14 protein-coding genes and 1 pseudogene are annotated in these 17943 nt (G+C 57.2%); 10 read left to right on the top strand and 5 right to left on the bottom strand.

Annotated features, from left to right (window positions below; all coding sequences use genetic code 11):
* Positions 1-236 precede the first annotated feature (236 nt).
* Complete coding sequence (locus tag AC13CN_RS05375) at positions 237-497, top strand: hypothetical protein (RefSeq protein ID WP_062362929.1); 261 nt, start codon at positions 237-239, stop codon at positions 495-497.
* A gap of 8 nt (positions 498-505) precedes the next feature.
* Here the strand turns inward: AC13CN_RS05375 and AC13CN_RS05370 are convergent.
* Positions 506-2463: pseudogene (locus tag AC13CN_RS05370) on the bottom strand (ligand-gated channel protein).
* Between the two features lie 190 nt (positions 2464-2653).
* On the opposite strand from AC13CN_RS05370, the gene AC13CN_RS05365 reads away from it, so the two are divergent.
* From AC13CN_RS05365 to AC13CN_RS05345, 5 genes are all read left to right on the top strand, one after another.
* A complete protein-coding gene (locus AC13CN_RS05365; RefSeq protein WP_058577517.1) occupies positions 2654-3577 on the top strand; it encodes a LysR family transcriptional regulator in 924 nt (307 codons plus the stop codon).
* 68 nt (positions 3578-3645) lie between these two features.
* The gene (locus tag AC13CN_RS05360; protein WP_483053044.1) at positions 3646-4521 is read left to right on the top strand and encodes an AEC family transporter; all 876 of its coding nucleotides are present in this window, start codon (positions 3646-3648) and stop codon (positions 4519-4521) included.
* A gap of 121 nt (positions 4522-4642) precedes the next feature.
* A complete protein-coding gene (locus AC13CN_RS05355; protein WP_062362935.1) occupies positions 4643-5803 on the top strand; it encodes a PQQ-dependent sugar dehydrogenase in 1161 nt (386 codons plus the stop codon).
* 25 nt (positions 5804-5828) lie between these two features.
* Entirely contained in the window at positions 5829-7274 is a 1446-nt protein-coding gene (locus AC13CN_RS05350; RefSeq protein ID WP_058577514.1) for a sensor histidine kinase, read from the top strand.
* An 11-nt stretch (positions 7275-7285) separates the two neighbouring features.
* Entirely contained in the window at positions 7286-8689 is a 1404-nt protein-coding gene (locus AC13CN_RS05345; protein ID WP_062362938.1) for a sigma-54-dependent transcriptional regulator, read from the top strand.
* 39 nt (positions 8690-8728) lie between these two features.
* Here the strand turns inward: AC13CN_RS05345 and AC13CN_RS05340 are convergent, their stop codons facing one another.
* Positions 8729-8905, bottom strand: a complete 177-nt coding sequence (locus tag AC13CN_RS05340; RefSeq protein WP_161491476.1) for a hypothetical protein — start codon at positions 8903-8905, stop codon at positions 8729-8731.
* Positions 8906-9090: 185 nt separating this feature from the next.
* Positions 9091-9507 (bottom strand): hypothetical protein, encoded by a 417-nt coding sequence (locus AC13CN_RS05335; protein WP_062362941.1) that lies wholly within the window; start codon positions 9505-9507, stop codon positions 9091-9093.
* A gap of 396 nt (positions 9508-9903) precedes the next feature.
* Between AC13CN_RS05335 and AC13CN_RS05330 the strand changes: the two genes are divergently transcribed.
* From AC13CN_RS05330 to AC13CN_RS05315, 4 genes are all read left to right on the top strand, one after another.
* Positions 9904-11106: a quaternary amine ABC transporter ATP-binding protein gene (locus AC13CN_RS05330; protein WP_062362944.1), complete on the top strand. Its 1203-nt coding sequence runs from the start codon at positions 9904-9906 to the stop codon at positions 11104-11106.
* Positions 11106-11939: an ABC transporter permease gene (locus AC13CN_RS05325; protein ID WP_062362947.1), complete on the top strand. Its 834-nt coding sequence runs from the start codon at positions 11106-11108 to the stop codon at positions 11937-11939. Before AC13CN_RS05330 ends, AC13CN_RS05325 begins: the two co-directional genes overlap by 1 nt.
* 150 nt (positions 11940-12089) lie before the next feature.
* Positions 12090-12962 (top strand): glycine betaine ABC transporter substrate-binding protein, encoded by an 873-nt coding sequence (locus AC13CN_RS05320; RefSeq protein ID WP_062362949.1) that lies wholly within the window; start codon positions 12090-12092, stop codon positions 12960-12962.
* Between the two features lie 245 nt (positions 12963-13207).
* Positions 13208-14848: a BCCT family transporter gene (locus AC13CN_RS05315; RefSeq protein ID WP_058577509.1), complete on the top strand. Its 1641-nt coding sequence runs from the start codon at positions 13208-13210 to the stop codon at positions 14846-14848.
* A gap of 78 nt (positions 14849-14926) precedes the next feature.
* On the opposite strand, the gene AC13CN_RS05310 is transcribed toward AC13CN_RS05315, so the two are convergent.
* Both AC13CN_RS05310 and AC13CN_RS05305 read right to left on the bottom strand, forming a co-directional pair.
* Entirely contained in the window at positions 14927-15652 is a 726-nt protein-coding gene (locus AC13CN_RS05310) for a 3'-5' exonuclease (protein ID WP_058577508.1), read from the bottom strand.
* Position 15653: 1 nt separating this feature from the next.
* On the bottom strand, positions 15654-17564 hold the full coding sequence (locus AC13CN_RS05305) for a DUF294 nucleotidyltransferase-like domain-containing protein (RefSeq protein WP_062362952.1): 1911 nt from the start codon (positions 17562-17564) through the stop codon (positions 15654-15656).
* Positions 17565-17943 lie beyond the last annotated feature (379 nt).

The following is a 17943-nucleotide window of genomic DNA, read 5'->3' as shown; positions in this document are numbered from 1 at the left end:
AAACGGGCCGTCAGCACCGATCAGCACGGTGGGTTTTGGCAATAACGGGCTTGCGAAAGCCAACTTGCACGGGCGAATGATCAAAAAGTGCTCGCTGGCGGTGATAGGGAAAGTGTCGGCGCCGGCTTCACGGATTCAGGTATATGTCAACGCATGCGCTTGGGTAGTATGAGCAGCGCGCCTTTTACTCGCCTTCGCATTTACCACCTTTCACTCATGTTAGGAAACAACCTGTTATGACGGTGCCTTTACTTGCCCGCCCTCTTTCTTTTGTGCTGCTACTGGCCTTTTCACTCGTTGCTGGCACCGCGCTGGCCCAATCTGCCCCACGAGTCGAGCTGGCGAGCGTCAACCGGGAGCCGATTTATCAAGAGCTTAACCTGGTCGGCACGGTGAACTCCCTGGAGGATGCGCTGCTCTCCTCGTCGGTGGCCGGGCTGGTCGCGGGCATAAACAAACGCGGTCACCCATCGGTGGCCGCGTCTATTGCCTACTGACAGGATGTTTAGAAAGCGACGTTCAGGCCCAGCCACACCCGGCGGCCGTCATCCACATAGCCATACTCGTCGTAGGTGATGCGCTCATCAAACAGGTTGTAGATACCGGCGTTCACCGTGGCGCTGTCGTTGAGCTGATAGCCAATACCCGCATCCACGAAGGTGTAGGACGGCGCGACAATCGCGCTTTGTGACGGCCCGGTGGTGGGCTGGCTCTCCTCACCCCGGTAGCTCACTTTGGTCCACTGGCTAAGCCGTGCGTTCACATCCCAATCCAACGTGGCCGACACCTGGTGGCGGGGCAGCTGGGTCAGCGGCTCGCCAGCGTACTCGCCGCTTTTCTGTTCGGAATCGGTAAAGGTGTAGCTGGCGGTTAGCGCTAGCGTGTCGGTCAGCGGTGTGCCTAGGCTAGCCTCGACCCCTTGGGTCACTGCATCGTCGATATTGACCCGGTACGTGGGGTCACTGCCGAACTGGTTCGGGCCTGCATTGCAAATATCGGTCGGGCAGGCGATGCGAGTGATTTTGTCTTCGAAGTCGTTGTGGAACAGCGTGAGGCTGCCGTTCAGGCCTGCGTCGTTGCCGTACAGCAGGGCAATCTCTTTATTGAGCGAGGTTTCCGGCTCAAGGTCAGGGTTGCCATAAACATTACCGCCACGGCTGACTTGCCCCCAGTCCGGGGTAATTTCCCGCAGGTTAGGCGAGCGGTAGCCGGTGGACACGCCGCCTTTCAGGGTCCATTCAGGTGTCATGTTCCATACGCTGTAAAGGCGCGGGCTGAGGTGGCTGCCATAGTTGTCGTCATCGTCCAGGCGCAGCCCGCCGGTCAGTGCCCAGGCGTTTGTCAGCATCCACTCATCTTCCATAAACAGCGCCCACTGGCTGTTCTCAACCGCCGTACGGTCGGAGATTTGGTTGGTGGTGCCATCCTCCAGCGACTCCTCTTCCCAGCTCGCGCCGACGGTGAGCATGTGCATACCCAAGGGAATCACTGCGCTGGTTTTCGCGGTGGTGTTGGTAATCTCGATATCCCGCGATTGGTTTTCGCTGCGCTCACGCTGTACGAAGGTTTCGCTGGTGCCCCAGTCGAAGCGGCCGCTATGGGTCAGCGCTACATGGCTATTGGTGTATTCACCGATACTGTCGGTGCAGCCACCGCGGCAGCCTTCCGCAGGCGCCGAGCGCCCAACCAGCGAGCGGCGATCCTGCTCGGTGATCCCCGCTTCTGCAGTAAAGTCGTGGTTATCGCTGGCGGCCAGGCTTAGCCGTGCGGTCAGGCTTTGTAAGCTCTTCTCTTCGTAGCCGTTTTCAATATCGTCTTCGTCGCGTTCTGAGGTGCGGCCATACAGCTGCAGGCCTAAACGATCCGCCACCAGCGGCCCGCTTAGGTAGAAGTTGGCTTGGCGGCTGTCGCCGGAGGCGCTGTCTTCCTGCAGCACGGTATCGAGCTGGATGTTGCCGTGCCAGCTATCCGCCACTTTGCGGGTAATCACATTGATCACCCCGCCGATGGCATCGGAGCCGTACAAGGTCGACATCGGCCCGCGCACCACCTCGATACGCTCGATGGCTTGCAGCGGCGGCAGCCAATCCTGTTCGAAGCCTGCGCTGCCGTTGGGGCGTGATTCGCGGGAGTTTTGTGGGCGGCCATCCACCAGAATCAGCGTGTATTGGGAAGGCATACCGCGAATGGAAATATCGTTGCCGTTATCGCCACGCCCGCCACCAGTGACGACCACGCCCGGTACGTCGCGCAGCGCATCAGTGACGTTTTGGAAGTGTCCACGCTCCAGCTCTTCACGGGAGATCACGCTAATGGGGCTGGCGCGCTGCTGATTTGCTGCTCAAAGCCAGAGGCCGTCACCACGATATCGTTGAGCTGAGGCGTTTCTTGAGCCGCAACTGCCCCGCAGGCGAGAGATGAGATAGCGCTGGCCAGCAGCGTACGGCGCAAACGTAAAGACATAGCGGGTTCCTTTGAATTGAAAGAGCACTTATACTTAAATACGAATTATTAGCATTTGTATTTTTGCATACTCTTTGCACAAAGAGGCGGGACGGTGCGTTCAACCAACCGGAACAAAAATAGCAATTATTTTCATTCAAACAATTAAGTGGCACAATGGCGTGACCTCGTTCCCCCAGTGGCCCCGACTATGTACGATTTTGATGAACTCGCCGCTTTTGCCGATGTGATGACCACCGGCAGCCTGACGCGCAGCGCACAGAAGCTCGGGCTTGCTAAATCCACGTTGAGCCGCCGCATTAGTCAGCTAGAAGCCCGGCTGAACCAGCCGCTGCTGCGCCGACAAGCCAACCGTCTTATCCCCACCGAAGCCGGTCTGTTATTCCAAAGTTACTGCACTGAGCTTTTGGCCATGGCCGCCCATAGCCAGGAGGCGCTGGCGGAACTGCGCGAGGAGATCAGCGGTAAAGTGACGCTGGAGGTACACGGTGCGCTGGCCCGAGTCTGGATGGCGGGGGTGATGGATGCGTTTTTAACCCGCTACCCCAAGGTCGAGCTAACCCTGCACACCCGGGAAACGCCGCCTAGTAAAATGCACAGCAATAGCGTGCATATCTGGCTAGGCGCTACCCATGAGTGTGGCTTGAACCAAGAGCGCCTGGGGCACCTCACTCGTGGCTTATATGCCAGCCCCAACTATTTAGCCCGCGCGGGCACGCCGCACCACCCCAGCGAACTCGCTTCACATGCGTGGATTGACCTGTTGGATACCGCCTCCAGCGGCCTGCTGCTGCATCATGCCGAGCATTCTGACTACCTGTTTGATGCGCCCCGTTCACGGCTACGGGTGGATCTGACGGTGCTACACATTGATGCCATTGCCTATGGCCAGGGCATTGGCCTGCTGCCCCACTGGGTGGTCGAGAAACGCGAACGCCACCACCCTGGCGATCTGGTCAACTGCCTGCCCGGCTGGGAGCCCTCCCCCTTACCCGTGACGCTGCTGTATGCCTATGGGCATCACTCACGCCGGGTCAACGCGCTGCTGGACTTTCTGCGTGACCAGGTGCCTAACGAGTGGCAAACCCACGCAAACGCCGTTTACGCCCATTAGCAATTCGCCTTGCCAGTTAGCCGCCTAATTACCCACAATAGGCGGCCGATGATCGTCAAGGAACGTTAATGCTCGCTGAACTCTTCGCCGTCATGGCGCCAGTGCTGGCCGGTGCCGGGCTGGGTTTTTTATGGGTACGCTTAGGGCAACCCTACCCCGTCGATTTTATTACGCGTTTGGTATTCAACATTGGTACCCCTGCGTTGGTACTGGCGTCGCTCTCTGGTGCCAACATTGATGCCGGCACCTTTGGGCAGATGATGCTGGCCACCTCGCTGGTCATTATCAGCATGGGGGCAGCCAGCTTTGCCGTGGCCAAACTGCTGCGTCGAGATTGGCGGGTACTGATCGCGCCGATGATGTATCCCAACACGGGTAATATGGGGCTGCCTGTCGTGCTTTACGCTTTCGGCAGCGCAGGTTTTGCTTACGGTATTACGGTGATGGTGACGGTATCGCTGTTTCAGTTCACCTTAGGAGCCGTGCTCAGCAGTAGCGGAAGCCCGATTAAAACGCTGATTAAAACCCCCACGGTTTATGCCATCTTAATTTCCATGGCCCTGCTGTTGACCGACACGCCGCTCCCGCTATGGATGGCCAACACCGTTGACTTAATGTCTGGATTCACAGTACCGCTGATGCTCATCACCCTCGGTGTGTCGCTCGCTAGTATTCAGGTGAAAAGCTTACGCTCAGGGGTTGGCTTTAGCTTGATCCGTATCCCTCTGGCCGCCGCTGCCGCTTGGTTTATTTCTGGTTGGCTTGGCTTACCGCCGCTGGCGCAGAGCATTTTGGTGGTGCAAATGTGCATGCCCGTGGCGGTATTCAACTATCTGTTTGCCCAGCGCGCCCGGCGCGAACCCGCTTATGTGGCCAGTTTAGTCTTCTGCTCAACGCTCATGGCGCTGATCTATTTACCGGTACTCTTGGCACTGTTGATGTAGCCCGGGGGAACCCCGCCCGCTTACGGCAGTCACTGCTAGACTTAGACTCTGATCCAGCGCTAACAGAGGACACTCGATGCCAACTCGATACGCTATGCCCAATCGATATGTCGGCCCCCTGATGACTCCACGCCGTTCACTGCGTTTACAGGCTAAACGCTGGATAGCGCCTTCCCTGGCAGGACTGCTACTTGCCAGCACTGCCCAGGCAGAGGTGGTTCATGATGCCCTGGAAACCGACCACTTCGCTATTACCATTGAGCGCGTGGCCAATGGCTTTGCGAACCCCTGGGCGGTGGCGTTTCTTCCCGATGGTCGCTACTTGGTGAGCGAGCGCAGCGGTGAGTTAAATCTCGTTGACTCTGACGGGCAAACGCAAGTGCTTGAAGGCATGCCCCGCGTCAGCCAAAACGGCCAGGGAGGCCTGCTCGATGTGGCCCTGCACCCTGAGTTTGGCGATGGCGAGCACGATTGGATCTACTTCACCTGGAGCAAGCCTGAGGGCGATAACAGCCGTTCAGCGCTCTCCCGCGTTAAGTGGAAAGGGGATTCGTTAGGCGACGTTGAGCACCTTTTCGTGCAGGATCGCGCCTCCTCTCCCGGCCGACACTACGGCTCCCGTTTGGCATGGCTCAAAGATGGCACGCTGCTGATGAGCATCGGAGACCGCGGCGTAGACCCTTCTCGCGCTCAGGCCAGCGATGACCACGCAGGCTCTACCCTTCGGCTCACCGAGACCGGAGAGGCCCCTGGCGATAATCCCTTTGTGGATGACGACGATACGCTGGATGAAATTTACACCATGGGCAATCGCAATATTCAGGGCATAACCGTTCTCAGCAATGGTGAACCTTGGGCCACCGAGCACGGCCCACGCACGGGTGATGAGCTGAATCAGATTGTGCCTGGCAATAACTACGGCTGGCCGGAGGTGAGTTTAGGCAATGACTATAGTACCAACGAGCCGATAGGCGTTGAATCTAAGCCTGGCATGGTTGACCCGGTATATCGCTTTGATGGGCGCTTTGCCCCCTCAGGTCTTGCCGAGGTGACTAGCGATGCCTTTGAGCCCTGGCAAGGAAGCCTGCTGGCGGGTGGTCTGGGCAGCCAAAAGCTGCTGCGCCTTACCCTTGAAGAGGGCCAAGTGGCCGGTGAAGAGCTGATTTTAGAAGGTGAGATCGGCCGTATTCGCGATGTGCGCCAAGGGCCAGATGAAGCGATTTATTTGCTAACCGACGGCGGCCAAGGCAGCCTTTACCGACTAACGCCCAGCGAGCGCTAACGTTAAGCCACCATCAGGAAGCACGATGCGATTACGTAACCTCATCATCTTAACGGTCATCGTGCCGCTTTTCGTTATCCTGGTGGTCTTTAGCCTGGTGGCGATTAAATCGCTGGAAGATAACGTTCGCTCCAAGCTGCAAACCGAGGTGGAGATTATCACCCGCGCGCTCAGCACCTCGCTGAGCTACGCGGTGGCTCGAGACAGCGCCACGCCGCTAGAAGAGGCGCTGCAGTCGGCGTTTTCGTTTCACCGCATCTACGGGGCCTACGTATTCGATACCCAAGGCCGTGAGGTATACGGCCTTGGGCTAGGTAAAGATCTGTTCACACCGGAAGAGATTCAGCAGGTCATCGAGCGCGACGACCTGCACAGCAGCTACCGACAACAGGAAGGTTGGACCTACTACTCTGCTCTCACGCCGCTACGTACCCAAGACGGCACTGTGCAAGGGGTGCTGCAGGTGAACCGACTCAATACCGGCATTGAGAATTACACCGGGTTTATCAGCATTGTGGCCGTGCTGGTCTTCGTGATTGGCGCGGCGGGCATCGTGTTCAGCATTTGGTGGGGGTTTCGCCACTACATCGAGCGGCCGCTCAACCGTCTGTTGCGCGTCATGCTGCTAGTGGAAGATGGCGACCGCAGCCAACGGGCCACAGTAGACGGTCCGACGGAGTATCGCCGTTTAGCGTCGGGCTTGAACGGCATGCTGGACGCTATGGCCGAAAAAGATCGTGATATCGATGCTCGCCAGCGGCGAGAAATCGAGCTGGAAAAACGCCTGCGCAAATCGAAAAAGCTGGCAGAGCTTGGCGTGTTGGCCGCCGGGGTGGCCCACGAAATTGGCGCACCACTGACAGTCATCAACGGCCAGGCCCAGCGGTTGGCCCGCAGGGATACGATTGGCGACGACGAGCGTGCTAGGCTTGGCCGGATTCGCGGCGAGGTAGAGCGAATCGTCGAAATTGTCCGCCAACTGATGGAATTAGGCCGACAACATAACGTGGAGAAAGGACACCAAGCCCTTAACCAGCTTATCATTAGTGCCAGCGAGCTAGTCGAGGAGGAGCTGGAACCACGAAATATCTATCTGGATATTGATCTTCCGTCCCCTCCCCCCCATTTATTAGTTAACGGTCAACAAATTGTGCAGGTGCTGACCAACTTATTACGCAACGCCGCCCAAGCCCCGGACGTTAGCCATATTCGTGTTCGCGCCCAGTCGCACAGCGACGAGCTTACGGTATGGGTCGAAGATAACGGGTCAGGCATACCGACTTCGCATCATCATCAAGTGTTCGACCCCTTTTTCACCACCAAGCCGGTGGGCCAGGGCAGCGGCTTAGGACTATCGATGGTGCACCGCATTATTAACGACCACGGTGGGACGATTGGCGTATTTGACAGCGCGCTTGGCGGTGCTGGCTTTGAAATTACGCTTCCCCTTAGTGAAACCGCATCCGCTTGAGGACGACGTTTGTGACCCATCAGGAACACCTTTTACCGTTATTGGTGGTGGAAGATGACGCCGCTATCCGTGAGTTATTAGAGGAAGAGCTCAACGACGCGGGCTATGACACACTGGGTGTCCCCAGCGCTGAAGAGGCCATTGCCCTGCTTAGCCACACGCCAGTGGCCATGATGATTACCGATGTACGGCTACCCGGCATGACGGGCATTCAACTGCTGCAGCAGCTACGCCAGAGTGGCAGCGAGCTAGGCATTATTGTCATTACCGCGTTTGGCACGATTGACCAGGCGGTAGAAGCCTTAAAGCTTGGCGCAGATGATTTTTTAACTAAGCCACTTGATTTAGATGCTATCCGCGAAGCCGTATTTCGCGTACTGGAGCGACAGCGTTTGTCCCTTCCCCACGATGCGGAACTCAGTCACTTCCACGGTATTGTGGGTAAAAGCCAAGCCATGCAGTCACTGTTCCACGATGCGTCTCGATTAGCCAAAAGCGATGCACCTATTTTGATCCTGGGTGAAAGCGGCACGGGTAAAGAGCTGCTGGCCCGAGCGATTCATCAAGAAAGTAGCCGCCACGAAGCACCTTTCGTTCCCGTTAACTGCGCCAGCATTCCCGCCGACTTGATGGAGAGCGAGTTTTTTGGTCATGTGAAAGGTGCCTTTACCGGTGCTAACGAGGCCAGAAAAGGACTGTTTCATAGCGCCCAGGGCGGCAGCCTGTTTCTCGATGAGATTGGCGAAATGCCGATCAATCTGCAGGCCAAGCTACTACGCGCCCTGCAAGAGAAAACCGTTCGCCCCGTGGGCGGCGAGCGTGAGGAACCAGTAGATGTGCGCATCATTGCCGCTACGCACCGCCACTTGGAAAAAGAGATTGAGCAGGAGAACTTTCGCAGTGACTTGTTCTACCGCTTAGAGACATTCTCACTGCGCATTCCACCGCTACGCGAGCGCGGCACGGATATCGAACACTTGGTGTTCGCACTGATTGATAAGCACGCAGAAGCCCAAGGCAAACAGATCGAACAGATCGAGCCAGAGGCGCTCAATAGCCTGCTGAACTACACCTACCCTGGTAATGTGCGTGAGCTGGAAAATGCAGTTATGCGCGCGGTAACGCTCAGCGAAGCGGGCGTACTGCAGCATCAGGATTTACCTGAGCGCCTGCGCGAACAGTCTAGCCAGCAAAAAAGCAGTGCCGACAGTACCCCAACGCTAAGCGGCGAGGTGCTACCCGGCACGCAAATTCCGGCACCCGCGCCTGCCCGTTGGCCAAGTTTGGAAGAGGTGGAAAAGCGCTATATTCGCAAAGTGTTGGAAGCGACAGGGGGAAATAAACGGCGGACGGCCGAAGTATTAGGCATCGCCCGCCGCACTCTTTATCGGCGTTTGGAAGATAGCGAGGAGTAAGTCCAAGCCGGTCGCACTCGCCGACCGGCTTTTTCATGCTTACTCCGGGTCACTCACGCCATCGCCGGTCGACTCACGTGTCGCTTGCCCATCATTCGCCATGGGGCCGGTATCCATGGGCTCTTGAGGTTCGTCGGTCGGTACTTTCGAATCGGTGGTCGGTGCTTCGGAATCACCGCAGCCTGTCAGCACGCCCGCCATGAGCAGTGCGCTCAACAGTAGCGCCTGCCCCCTAACCTTATCAGCTGACTGGTTTGCAACCGCCCAAACTCACCGTCATACGCTTTAAACAAGCAAAAAAAGCCCCCGCGGGCGCGGGGGCGAAAGGATGATAAACCGTGTGGAGCAGCCGCAGGGAACAGACAGCTGGGTTGGCTTACCATCGTAGGGAGCGTTGACGGCTATTGGCCGTTAGTCATGTCGTCTTCATCATCGGTAGTGTTAACGTCGTCGGTAGTGGTCTCGCTAGCACCGGGCATGGGATCGGTGCCTTCACCGAAACCAGGATTCTCTTCAGGATCGTTGACAGCGCCCGCTTGGGTATTCTCACTCGGCATTGGCTCTTGCGTCGCCGCGGGATCTTCGCCCAAGCCCGGGTCTTCATTCATCGGCTCGTCTGCCATGGTAGGCTCGTTCCCGGTAGCCGGAGCCGTCGTGGTCGTCGCATCCTGCTCCATGGTGTCAGGTTGCTGCGCCGGGGGCATTTCATCTTCGCCGTTGCCACACCCCGCCAGGGCCAAGGTGCTGACGGTTGCAGCTAACATGCACAGTGTCAGCACACGTGGACGCTTGCGCGATTGGCTCACTTGTTTATCCATAAAGATTGCCTCCTTTTTCGACTAACGTGCTTGCGTCACTTGCCAAGCTTTTCTAAAAAGGCACATTCACACTTCATGCCAACATTGAAAAAAATACATTTATATTTAAAAAAACAATAGCTTATTAAAAAATCGTAGCCACCGTTCGCTGTCACGACAGGGTCATGGGCGTGGGTTCAAAATGGCACATGTGGCGTAATATGGCCTGGCTGGCGGGCGCGTTGTGACACATCCCACCCATTTATGTATAATAATTTTTAATAATTTATTAAACATAACCTCATCTTCTACTTATGAACCGTTTTGTGTCGCTGCTTGCAGGGAGCACGTAAAGGCCGCAGGTAAGCGCATTGAGTAACGACACAAGGCTGCTCATTCAATCAAAAGGCACCGCTGATGGACGAGACACGCCCTGTCAAAATTCAGGTACGCGGCTTGAGCAAGGTATTTGGCAAGCAGCCCAAAAAAGCCCTTGAGCTACGCGACCAAGGCCTTAAGCGCCCCGAAATTCTTGAGAAAACGGGCCAAACCTTAGGCTTATCCGATATCTCCTTCGATGTCTACGAAGGTGAATTGCTGGTGATTATGGGCCTATCCGGCTCAGGTAAATCCACGCTGATACGCTGCCTTAACCGTCTAATCGACACCACCGAAGGCGAGATCGTTATTGATGGCGAAAATATCCCGACATTGGGAGAGAAAGCGCTATTAGAGTGTCGCCGCCGCCACTTCTCGATGGTTTTCCAAAACTTCGCCCTGTTCCCCCATCGCACGGTTCAACAGAACGCCGAGTTCGGCCTGGAAATTCGCGGCGTCGAAAAATCGGAGCGCCAGTCGATTGCTCATAACGCGCTGAAGCAGGTGGGCTTAGAAGGCTGGGAAGACGCCTACCCCAATCAACTATCAGGTGGTATGCAGCAACGCGTTGGGCTTGCTCGCGCCCTGGCGAACGATGCCAGCGTGCTCTTAATGGACGAGGCGTTCTCGGCCCTCGACCCGCTGATCCGTAAGGATATGCAGCAAGAGCTACTGCAGCTGCAAAGCAAAATGCAGAAGACCACTGTCTTCATCACCCACGACCTCGATGAAGCGCTCAATATCGGCGACCGCATCGTGCTGCTGAAAGATGGTGAAGTCGTACAAATTGGCACGCCAGAAGAGATTCTGACCAAGCCCGCCGATGACTACGTCCGCCGCTTTATTGAAGGGGTGGACCGCTCGCGCATTCTGACCGCCGAGAGCGCCATGCGCCCGGTACGCACCACCGCACGCGACAGCGATGGCCCACGTACAGCGCTGCATCGGATGCGCGATCACAGCATTGACTCCATCTACGTCACTGACCGTGACCGTCAGTTGTTAGGCCTGCTGGAAGCGGACGCTGCCAGCCGCGCCATTGAGGCAAAAGCCGAGACCATTACCGACCATCTGACTCAAGATTTCCGCAAAGTGCCGCCAGACGAGCCGCTGCAAAACCTCTTCGCCATGTTTAGCGAAAAGAGTTACCCGATTGCCGTGGTGGATGAGCAGCAGCGCCTGCTGGGCGTTGTAGTGAAAGGCGCAGTCCTGGATGAACTGGCACGAGCAGGAGAACAGTAATGGAGATAACACGCATTCCTTTAGGTAGCTGGATCGAAAGCGGCCTGACGTGGCTGACAAGTGAATATTCGGTGGTTACCCGCGGCATTTCCCGCGTGACACAGACAGGGATCAACAGCCTCAACGATGGCCTAATGTGGCTACCCGAGTGGGCGCTACTGGCGATTATTGCACTGCTGTGCTGGAAACTCGCCAGCACTCGCCTGGCTATTGGTGCGGTTGCCGGGCTGGCTTTGATCTGGAACCTAGGGCTTTGGAACCCCATGATCGAGACGCTGACGCTGGTGGTGATTGCCACACTGGTGGCGGTGGTCATCGCGCTGCCCGTAGGCATCGCCGCAGCGCTTTCCGAGCGACTCTACCGGCTGATCATGCCCGTGCTGGACTTCATGCAGACCATGCCCGCGTTCGTGTACCTGATCCCTGCCATCCCGTTTTTCGGCATTGGCTCGGTGTCGGCGATTTTTGCCACGGTCATCTTCTCCATGCCGCCCGCCATTCGCTTTACCACACTGGGCATCCGCCAAGTGCCGACCGAACTCATCGAAGCTGCCGACGCCTACGGTGCCACGCGAGGCCAAAAACTGTTCAAAGTGCAGTTGCCGCTGTCGCTGCCCACGGTGATGGCGGGCATCAACCAAACCATCATGCTGGCACTCTCGATGGTGGTCATTGCCGCCATGATCGGTGCAGACGGCCTGGGCAGCGAAGTGTGGCGTGCCATTCAGCGCTTACGCCCTGGCGATGGCTTCGAAGCCGGGATTGCCGTGGTCATTCTAGCCATGCTGCTGGATCGTCTGACGCAGTCGCTGCGCAAATCGCGCCGCTCATAGCCGCTCTCGGCGCTGCGTTGACCATGGCATTTGATCCCTCCGTGATGATTGACCATGCTGAAAGCGCCAAAAGGTAATTTACGTTAAACCACAACACACTATTTATACTGCAGTGGCGCTCGCCACTGCCCATCAACAGGGAGCAAGTGAATGAAAACTCGTACGTTGAATCACCGCATCCGTCTCGCCTCATTAGCCCTCGTCGCTGGCACAGGTCTCGCTGCCGGTAGCATGGCCCACGCCCAAGATCAAGGCACGGTCAACTTGGCCTATGTCGAGTGGTCCTCTGAAGTCGCTTCCACTAACGTCATTGCTGCGGTTCTCGAGCAGGCAGGGTTCGAGGTGGAACTGACCTCGCTGTCCGCAGCGGCCATGTTCCAAGCCCTCTCCACGGGTGATGCCGATGCCATCGTCGCCGCTTGGCTGCCCACCACTCACGCAGACTACATGGAGCGTGTCGGTGACAATACCGAAGACTTAGGCCCCAATCTGGATGGCACCAAGCTCGGCTTGGTCGTACCTGAGTACACCGACGTGGACTCCATCGCCGATCTGAACGACAACGCCGACAGCTTCAACGGCGAGATCATCGGTATTGACCCCGGTGCCGGCCTGATGGCACTCACCGAAGAGGTCGTGGATACCTATGACCTCGGGCTGAACCTGCGCAGCGGCAGCGGTGCTACCATGACGGCTGCTTTGGCCAGTGCCATCCAAAACGAAGAGGATGTGGTCGTCACTGGCTGGACGCCGCATTGGATGTTTGCTCGGTTCGATCTGAAGTACCTCGAAGACCCAGAAAACGTCTACGGCGGTGCCGAGCAGATCCATACCGTCGTACGTAGCGGTCTGGAAGAAGACATGCCAGAAGCCTACGCCATTCTGGATGCCTTCGAGTGGACGCCCGAGCAGATGGGCGAGGTGATGCTGATGAACCAAGAAGATGGCAGCGACCCCTACGAAAATGCCAAGCAGTGGGTAGAAGAGAACCAAGACGTGGTCGAGCAGTGGCTCAACGGCTAGTCATACTCTGCCCCGAGCGTTAAATGACAGAGGGCTTCGGCCCTCTGTCGTCGTTGTAAATGTGTCGTTGTAAATGTGACGCTTTTTCGTGCTAATGTGCCCGCGCGTTGAACAAAGATTAAGCAACGTTTGCTACTGTTACTGATGTAATACACGCCTGCTAACGCATTGGTGATTGGCCAGAAGGTAACTGCTGGCCCATCCAGGTGCGTTTGGCGGTTTCTGTCCGACATGGAGAGGCTCCCGTGGATAATCCTGACTCTAAGCATCCCGCTGATGAGCCGGTATCAGAAGGCATCCCCGCCCCTGATGGTCCGGCTAACCTGATCGATACCGATTATGTGATCGGCCAAGACAACATTACGACGAGTGCAATGGGCTTCAACCTTGACCTACACGGCAAGGTATTCACCATTTCGTCACTCGTGGTACTGCTGTTCGTCATACTCACCTTGGCACTGCAAGATACGATTTCGCCGATCTACGACGCCGTTTTTGGCTTCCTGACCGGCAATCTGGCTTGGTTCTTCATTTTGGCCGCCAATATCTTCGTCCTGCTTTGCCTGGGCCTGATCGTATCGCCGTTGGGCAAGATTCGCATCGGCGGAGCGGACGCCAAGCCTGATTTCACTTATACCGGCTGGTTTTCCATGCTGTTTGCGGCGGGTATGGGCATCGGGCTGATGTTCTTCGGGGTCAACGAACCGCTGACCCATTTTGGCACCTCCCTGGACGGCGGAGACTGGGCACCGCTGGCTGGCGCTGAGGGCGATACGGCAGGCGCAGCGGCGCTGGGCATGGCGGCAACGATCTTCCACTGGGGTCTGCATCCGTGGGCGATTTATGCCGTGGTGGCTCTGTCATTGGCGCTATTCTCGTTCAACAAAGGCTTGCCGCTCTCCATGCGCTCGGTGTTCTACCCGCTACTGGGTGAACGCGTTTGGGGTTGGCCGGGCCACTTGATCGACATTCTGGCGGTGTTTGCCACACTGTTTGGTCTGGCCACGTCACTGGGGCTGGGCGCTACCCAGGCCGCTGCTGGCTTGACCTATCTGTTTGGCGCGCCGGAAAGTGATATCACGATGATTCTACTCATCATCGGTATCACGATAATAGCGACTGGCTCGATCGTTGCTGGTGTCGACAAGGGCGTACAGCTGCTGTCGAAAATCAACATCGCCATGGCTGCCGCGCTGCTGTTCTTCGTCATCGCGGTAGGCCCCACCCTGCTGATTGCCACGGGCTTTTTCGAAAACCTGATCAACTACGTGGTGCATCTACCGGCCCTCTCCAACCCCTTTGGCCGTGAAGATGCCAACTTCAGCCAAGGCTGGACTGCCTTCTACTGGGCCTGGTGGATCTCCTGGTCACCCTACGTCGGCATGTTCATCGCGCGGGTTTCCCGTGGCCGTACCGTTCGTGAATTCCTGATCTCGGTGCTGCTGGTGCCTTCGGTCGTCTCGGTGCTGTGGATGACCACGTTCGGTGGCACTGCCATCGACCAGTACGTGAGCCAGGGTATCGAAGCCGTGCGTGACGCCGGTGTGGACCTGCAGCTGTTCATGATGCTGGAGCAGTTGCCGCTGTCGCAGATCACCTCGTTCATTGCGATTCTGCTGGTCATCATCTTCTTCGTGACCTCGTCTGACTCGGGCTCGCTGGTCATCGACTCCATCACGGCCGGTGGCAAGGTGGATGCTCCCAAGCCGCAGCGCGTGTTCTGGGCGATCATCGAAGGGGCGATTGCCATTGCACTGCTGCTGGGGGGCGGTTTGACCGCGCTGCAAACCATGGCCGTGTCGACCGGGTTCCCGTTCACCATCATTCTACTGGTGGCCTGCTACGCCATCATCAAAGGCTTGATGAGCGAACCCAAAGCAGTGTAAGTAACAGCTTCAACTCGGCAAGACGTCAACGGGCAGCCCAAGGGCTGCCCGTTTTATTATGCAAAGAAGGTGCGAGCGCTAACACCACAGCGCTTTTAAAGGCGTCTCAGGGCTATAGCGATTGGCGATTTGCGCCTGCAAAAGCTCGGCAGTGGCAAGAGCATCAATGAGCGCATGGTGGCCTTGGTAAACGGGTAAGCCGTAGCGCTCGCGGCTGGCGTTGAGGCGAATCGATACCGGCGGACGCCCCAGCCAGCGGCGAAAGCGCGCCCACAGTGTTTGTCGATGCCACCGCGCTTCCAACGACATGGTATCGATCATGGGAAACAACACCCCCTCACCACGGCGCGCCTTCACCGCCGCATCGAGAAAAGGTCGCTCGATATTACGAAAGTGAACCACCACGACCCGCCCGGCCAACACCGCCAACAGCTCGTCTAGCACGCTATCCAAGTCTGGCGCATCGGCAATCTCCGAGTGCGTGATGTGGTGATACGCTATCGATTCCTCATCTAACGGACGGGGCGGTTTCACTACCCAGTAACGGCGCTGAGCCATGGATATACGCCCTAACGTAAACGGCACGACGCCAATGCTGACGATCGCATGGCGTCGCTCATCGAGTCCGGTGGTTTCCATATCCAGCGCCACCATGGGCACTTCTGACAAGGGCGTATCAGGATCAGGCATGGGCGTGTTGAAAAAGCGCTTCAACATCTCATCTTGAGCTCGCTCAGCGCGGGCTTCCATATAACTCGCCCAGTCGGCCTGAGTAACTTTTTGGCGCGGTCGTATGCCGTGCATATCAGCGCCCCTGCCGTTGGGTGGGAACGGGATAGCGGAACTTCAAAAACTTCTGGGCATTGCTCAGCACCTGAAAAGCGTCTTTCAGGGTATGGCGTTCGCTATCTTCCACGTTTTCGGGCTCGATGTTGTTATCCGGCTCACGCTCCTCCTGCAGGTCGATCATTTGATGGCGTATCCGCGACATGCACAAAAACTCGAACGCATAGTTCAGCTTGTCGCTGACACCGGTCGCCAGCAACTGGGTTTTGCTGATGTCGTCCAAGCGCTGGAAGGAGTTTTGCGCTTTGGAACCGCAGGCCAATGCATGCACGCGAATCAAATCCACCATCGGTGCCGTTCCGCGCCGCTTTAGGTTGATGGAGTTATTGTGCTTGCCATCTTTTTCCATCACAAACGTGCGGAAAAAGCCTAATGGCGGCGTGCGGTTGAGCGCATTACGTGCCATAGCGGCTAAGAACAACGGCGACTTGGGAGCCGTTTGGGCAATCAAATCCTGGAGCGTTTCGACGAACAGGTCTTCCCCATAGATGCTATCCAGATCAAAAAAGATCGAGCTGTGCAGCAGTTTCTCGGGCGTTGGGTTCGCCATCCAGTCATGGAAGTAGCGTTTCCATACCGACAGCGGCTGACGCCACTGGCGGTTGGTGGCCATGACATCGCCTTTGCAATAGGTGTAGCCACAGGCGGCCAATCCATCGCTGACAAAGGCTGCCAGCGCCTGGAAATACGCGTCGTGCTCGTCCGGGACGAAATCATCGGACAAGATCAGCGCATTGTCCTGGTCCGTCACGATGCTCTGCTCGTTACGCGCCATGGACCCATTGACCATGAAGCAGTAAGGCACCGGGGGTGGCCCCAGCGACTCTTCGGCCAACTCCAGCAAACGGCGGGTAAAACTGCGCCCGATGGTCGATAGCGCGCTGCCCACCATCTGTGAATTGGCCCCCTCCTGCACCATCCGTGCAAAGGCAGCGCGAACATCGGGCAACAGCTTGGCCAACCCTTGGGCGCTGGACTGGTTGAAAATATTGCTGACCAGATAAAGCCCGCTCTGGGTCTCGTAGCGAATGATATCGGAAAGATGCACGACCCCCACCGGGCGCTGGCGGTAAAGCACCGGCAGGTGATGCACGTTGCTACGCAGCATGGTCAGCATCGCTTCATACACGGATGCATCGGACTGGACGGTAATCAGCCGCTCGGAGATGACCTCTCCCACAGGGGTGCTGGGCGATAGCCCCTCGGCCACGACCCGCGTGCGGAAATCGCTATCGGTGAGAATGCCGCACATCTGCCAGGTTTTGCCTTCGCTATCCTGGAAGCTGTAGCGGGGGTTATCGCTACCTTCATTAATCACCAGCACCGCAGAGGCCTGGGCATCGCTGATCTGCTGTGCCGCCTGCTGAACGCTGGTAGTGGACTCCACCATCACCGGATAGCGTGTCACCAGCTTGCGTATGCGCGTGACCATCATGTCGTTGGACTTTTTCTGCTGCTCGGCGGCGGTCTCCAACCGAGGCCGCTCCAACTCCACGAAGTCGGCAAACTCATCGTCTTCCTCACAGAGCCGCTGGAAAACGTCGTTGGGTATGAAATAGATCAACGTATCTTCGATGGCCTTGGCAGGAAAGCGCACCTTGTGGTTACGCAGCAGGCTGAAATGACCGAAGATGTCTCCTTCTGACAGGCGATTGTAGAGTTCGCCCTGCCGCCGATACACTTCTACTGCCCCACTGCGGATATAGCACAGCTCATCGAGGGTGGCGTCCAGCTCGAGAATGTCGCTACCCGTCTTGAAGTAACTCACCTCCACCCGGGCGGCAATGGCGTCCAGTAGCTCGTCGGACAGCCCATCGAATGGCGGGAACTGTCCCATGTGCTGGCGGATTTCCAGAAGTTCCACGTCCATACGCTCTCCTACAGAGGCTCAAAGGGTTAATGATCAGCCATTTAGTGTGGCGTGTGCGTCGGTAGAGGACAACCTTTCAGCCTGTGTGAACCACGATCGAGTAGGAGGGGGAGTCGCCTCCCCCGTCCTCTCACACCACCGGGCAAACGGATCCGTACCACGGCGGTTCCTGTCCCCCATTATCGGGCTGAGCTTCGTTCCGCTGAATTCGCTCGCCTGTGTGCTCTGAGCGCTTCGACAGTCTTTGGGCTTCCGGCCCGCCATACAGTTATCGAGAGCCCTCCGGGGAGGCTTCTGCTCGTACACATCAGAGAGTGGTCAACTATCCACTCGTGACAGGTTCAGCCCTTCAGCTCTTGGTTAGAGAGCCTAATATGGC

The sequence above is a fragment of the Vreelandella sp. L-25 genome, from assembly GCF_056857535.1.
This window is presented reverse-complemented; position numbering and strand designations above follow the sequence as displayed.

Excerpts from the sequence above, each read along its gene's own strand:
- AC13CN_RS05375 (WP_062362929.1), top strand. The coding sequence starts at position 237 with ATGACGGTGCCTTTACTTGCCCGCCCTCTTTCTTTTGTGCTGCTACTG.
- AC13CN_RS05365 (WP_058577517.1), top strand. The coding sequence starts at position 2,654 with ATGTACGATTTTGATGAACTCGCCGCTTTTGCCGATGTGATGACCACC.
- AC13CN_RS05360 (WP_483053044.1), top strand. The coding sequence starts at position 3,646 with ATGCTCGCTGAACTCTTCGCCGTCATGGCGCCAGTGCTGGCCGGTGCC.
- AC13CN_RS05355 (WP_062362935.1), top strand. The coding sequence starts at position 4,643 with ATGACTCCACGCCGTTCACTGCGTTTACAGGCTAAACGCTGGATAGCG.
- AC13CN_RS05350 (WP_058577514.1), top strand. The coding sequence starts at position 5,829 with ATGCGATTACGTAACCTCATCATCTTAACGGTCATCGTGCCGCTTTTC.
- AC13CN_RS05335 (WP_062362941.1), bottom strand. The coding sequence starts at position 9,507 with ATGGATAAACAAGTGAGCCAATCGCGCAAGCGTCCACGTGTGCTGACA.
- AC13CN_RS05330 (WP_062362944.1), top strand. The coding sequence starts at position 9,904 with ATGGACGAGACACGCCCTGTCAAAATTCAGGTACGCGGCTTGAGCAAG.
- AC13CN_RS05325 (WP_062362947.1), top strand. The coding sequence starts at position 11,106 with ATGGAGATAACACGCATTCCTTTAGGTAGCTGGATCGAAAGCGGCCTG.
- AC13CN_RS05320 (WP_062362949.1), top strand. The coding sequence starts at position 12,090 with ATGAAAACTCGTACGTTGAATCACCGCATCCGTCTCGCCTCATTAGCC.
- AC13CN_RS05310 (WP_058577508.1), bottom strand. The coding sequence starts at position 15,652 with ATGCACGGCATACGACCGCGCCAAAAAGTTACTCAGGCCGACTGGGCG.
- AC13CN_RS05305 (WP_062362952.1), bottom strand. The coding sequence starts at position 17,564 with ATGGACGTGGAACTTCTGGAAATCCGCCAGCACATGGGACAGTTCCCG.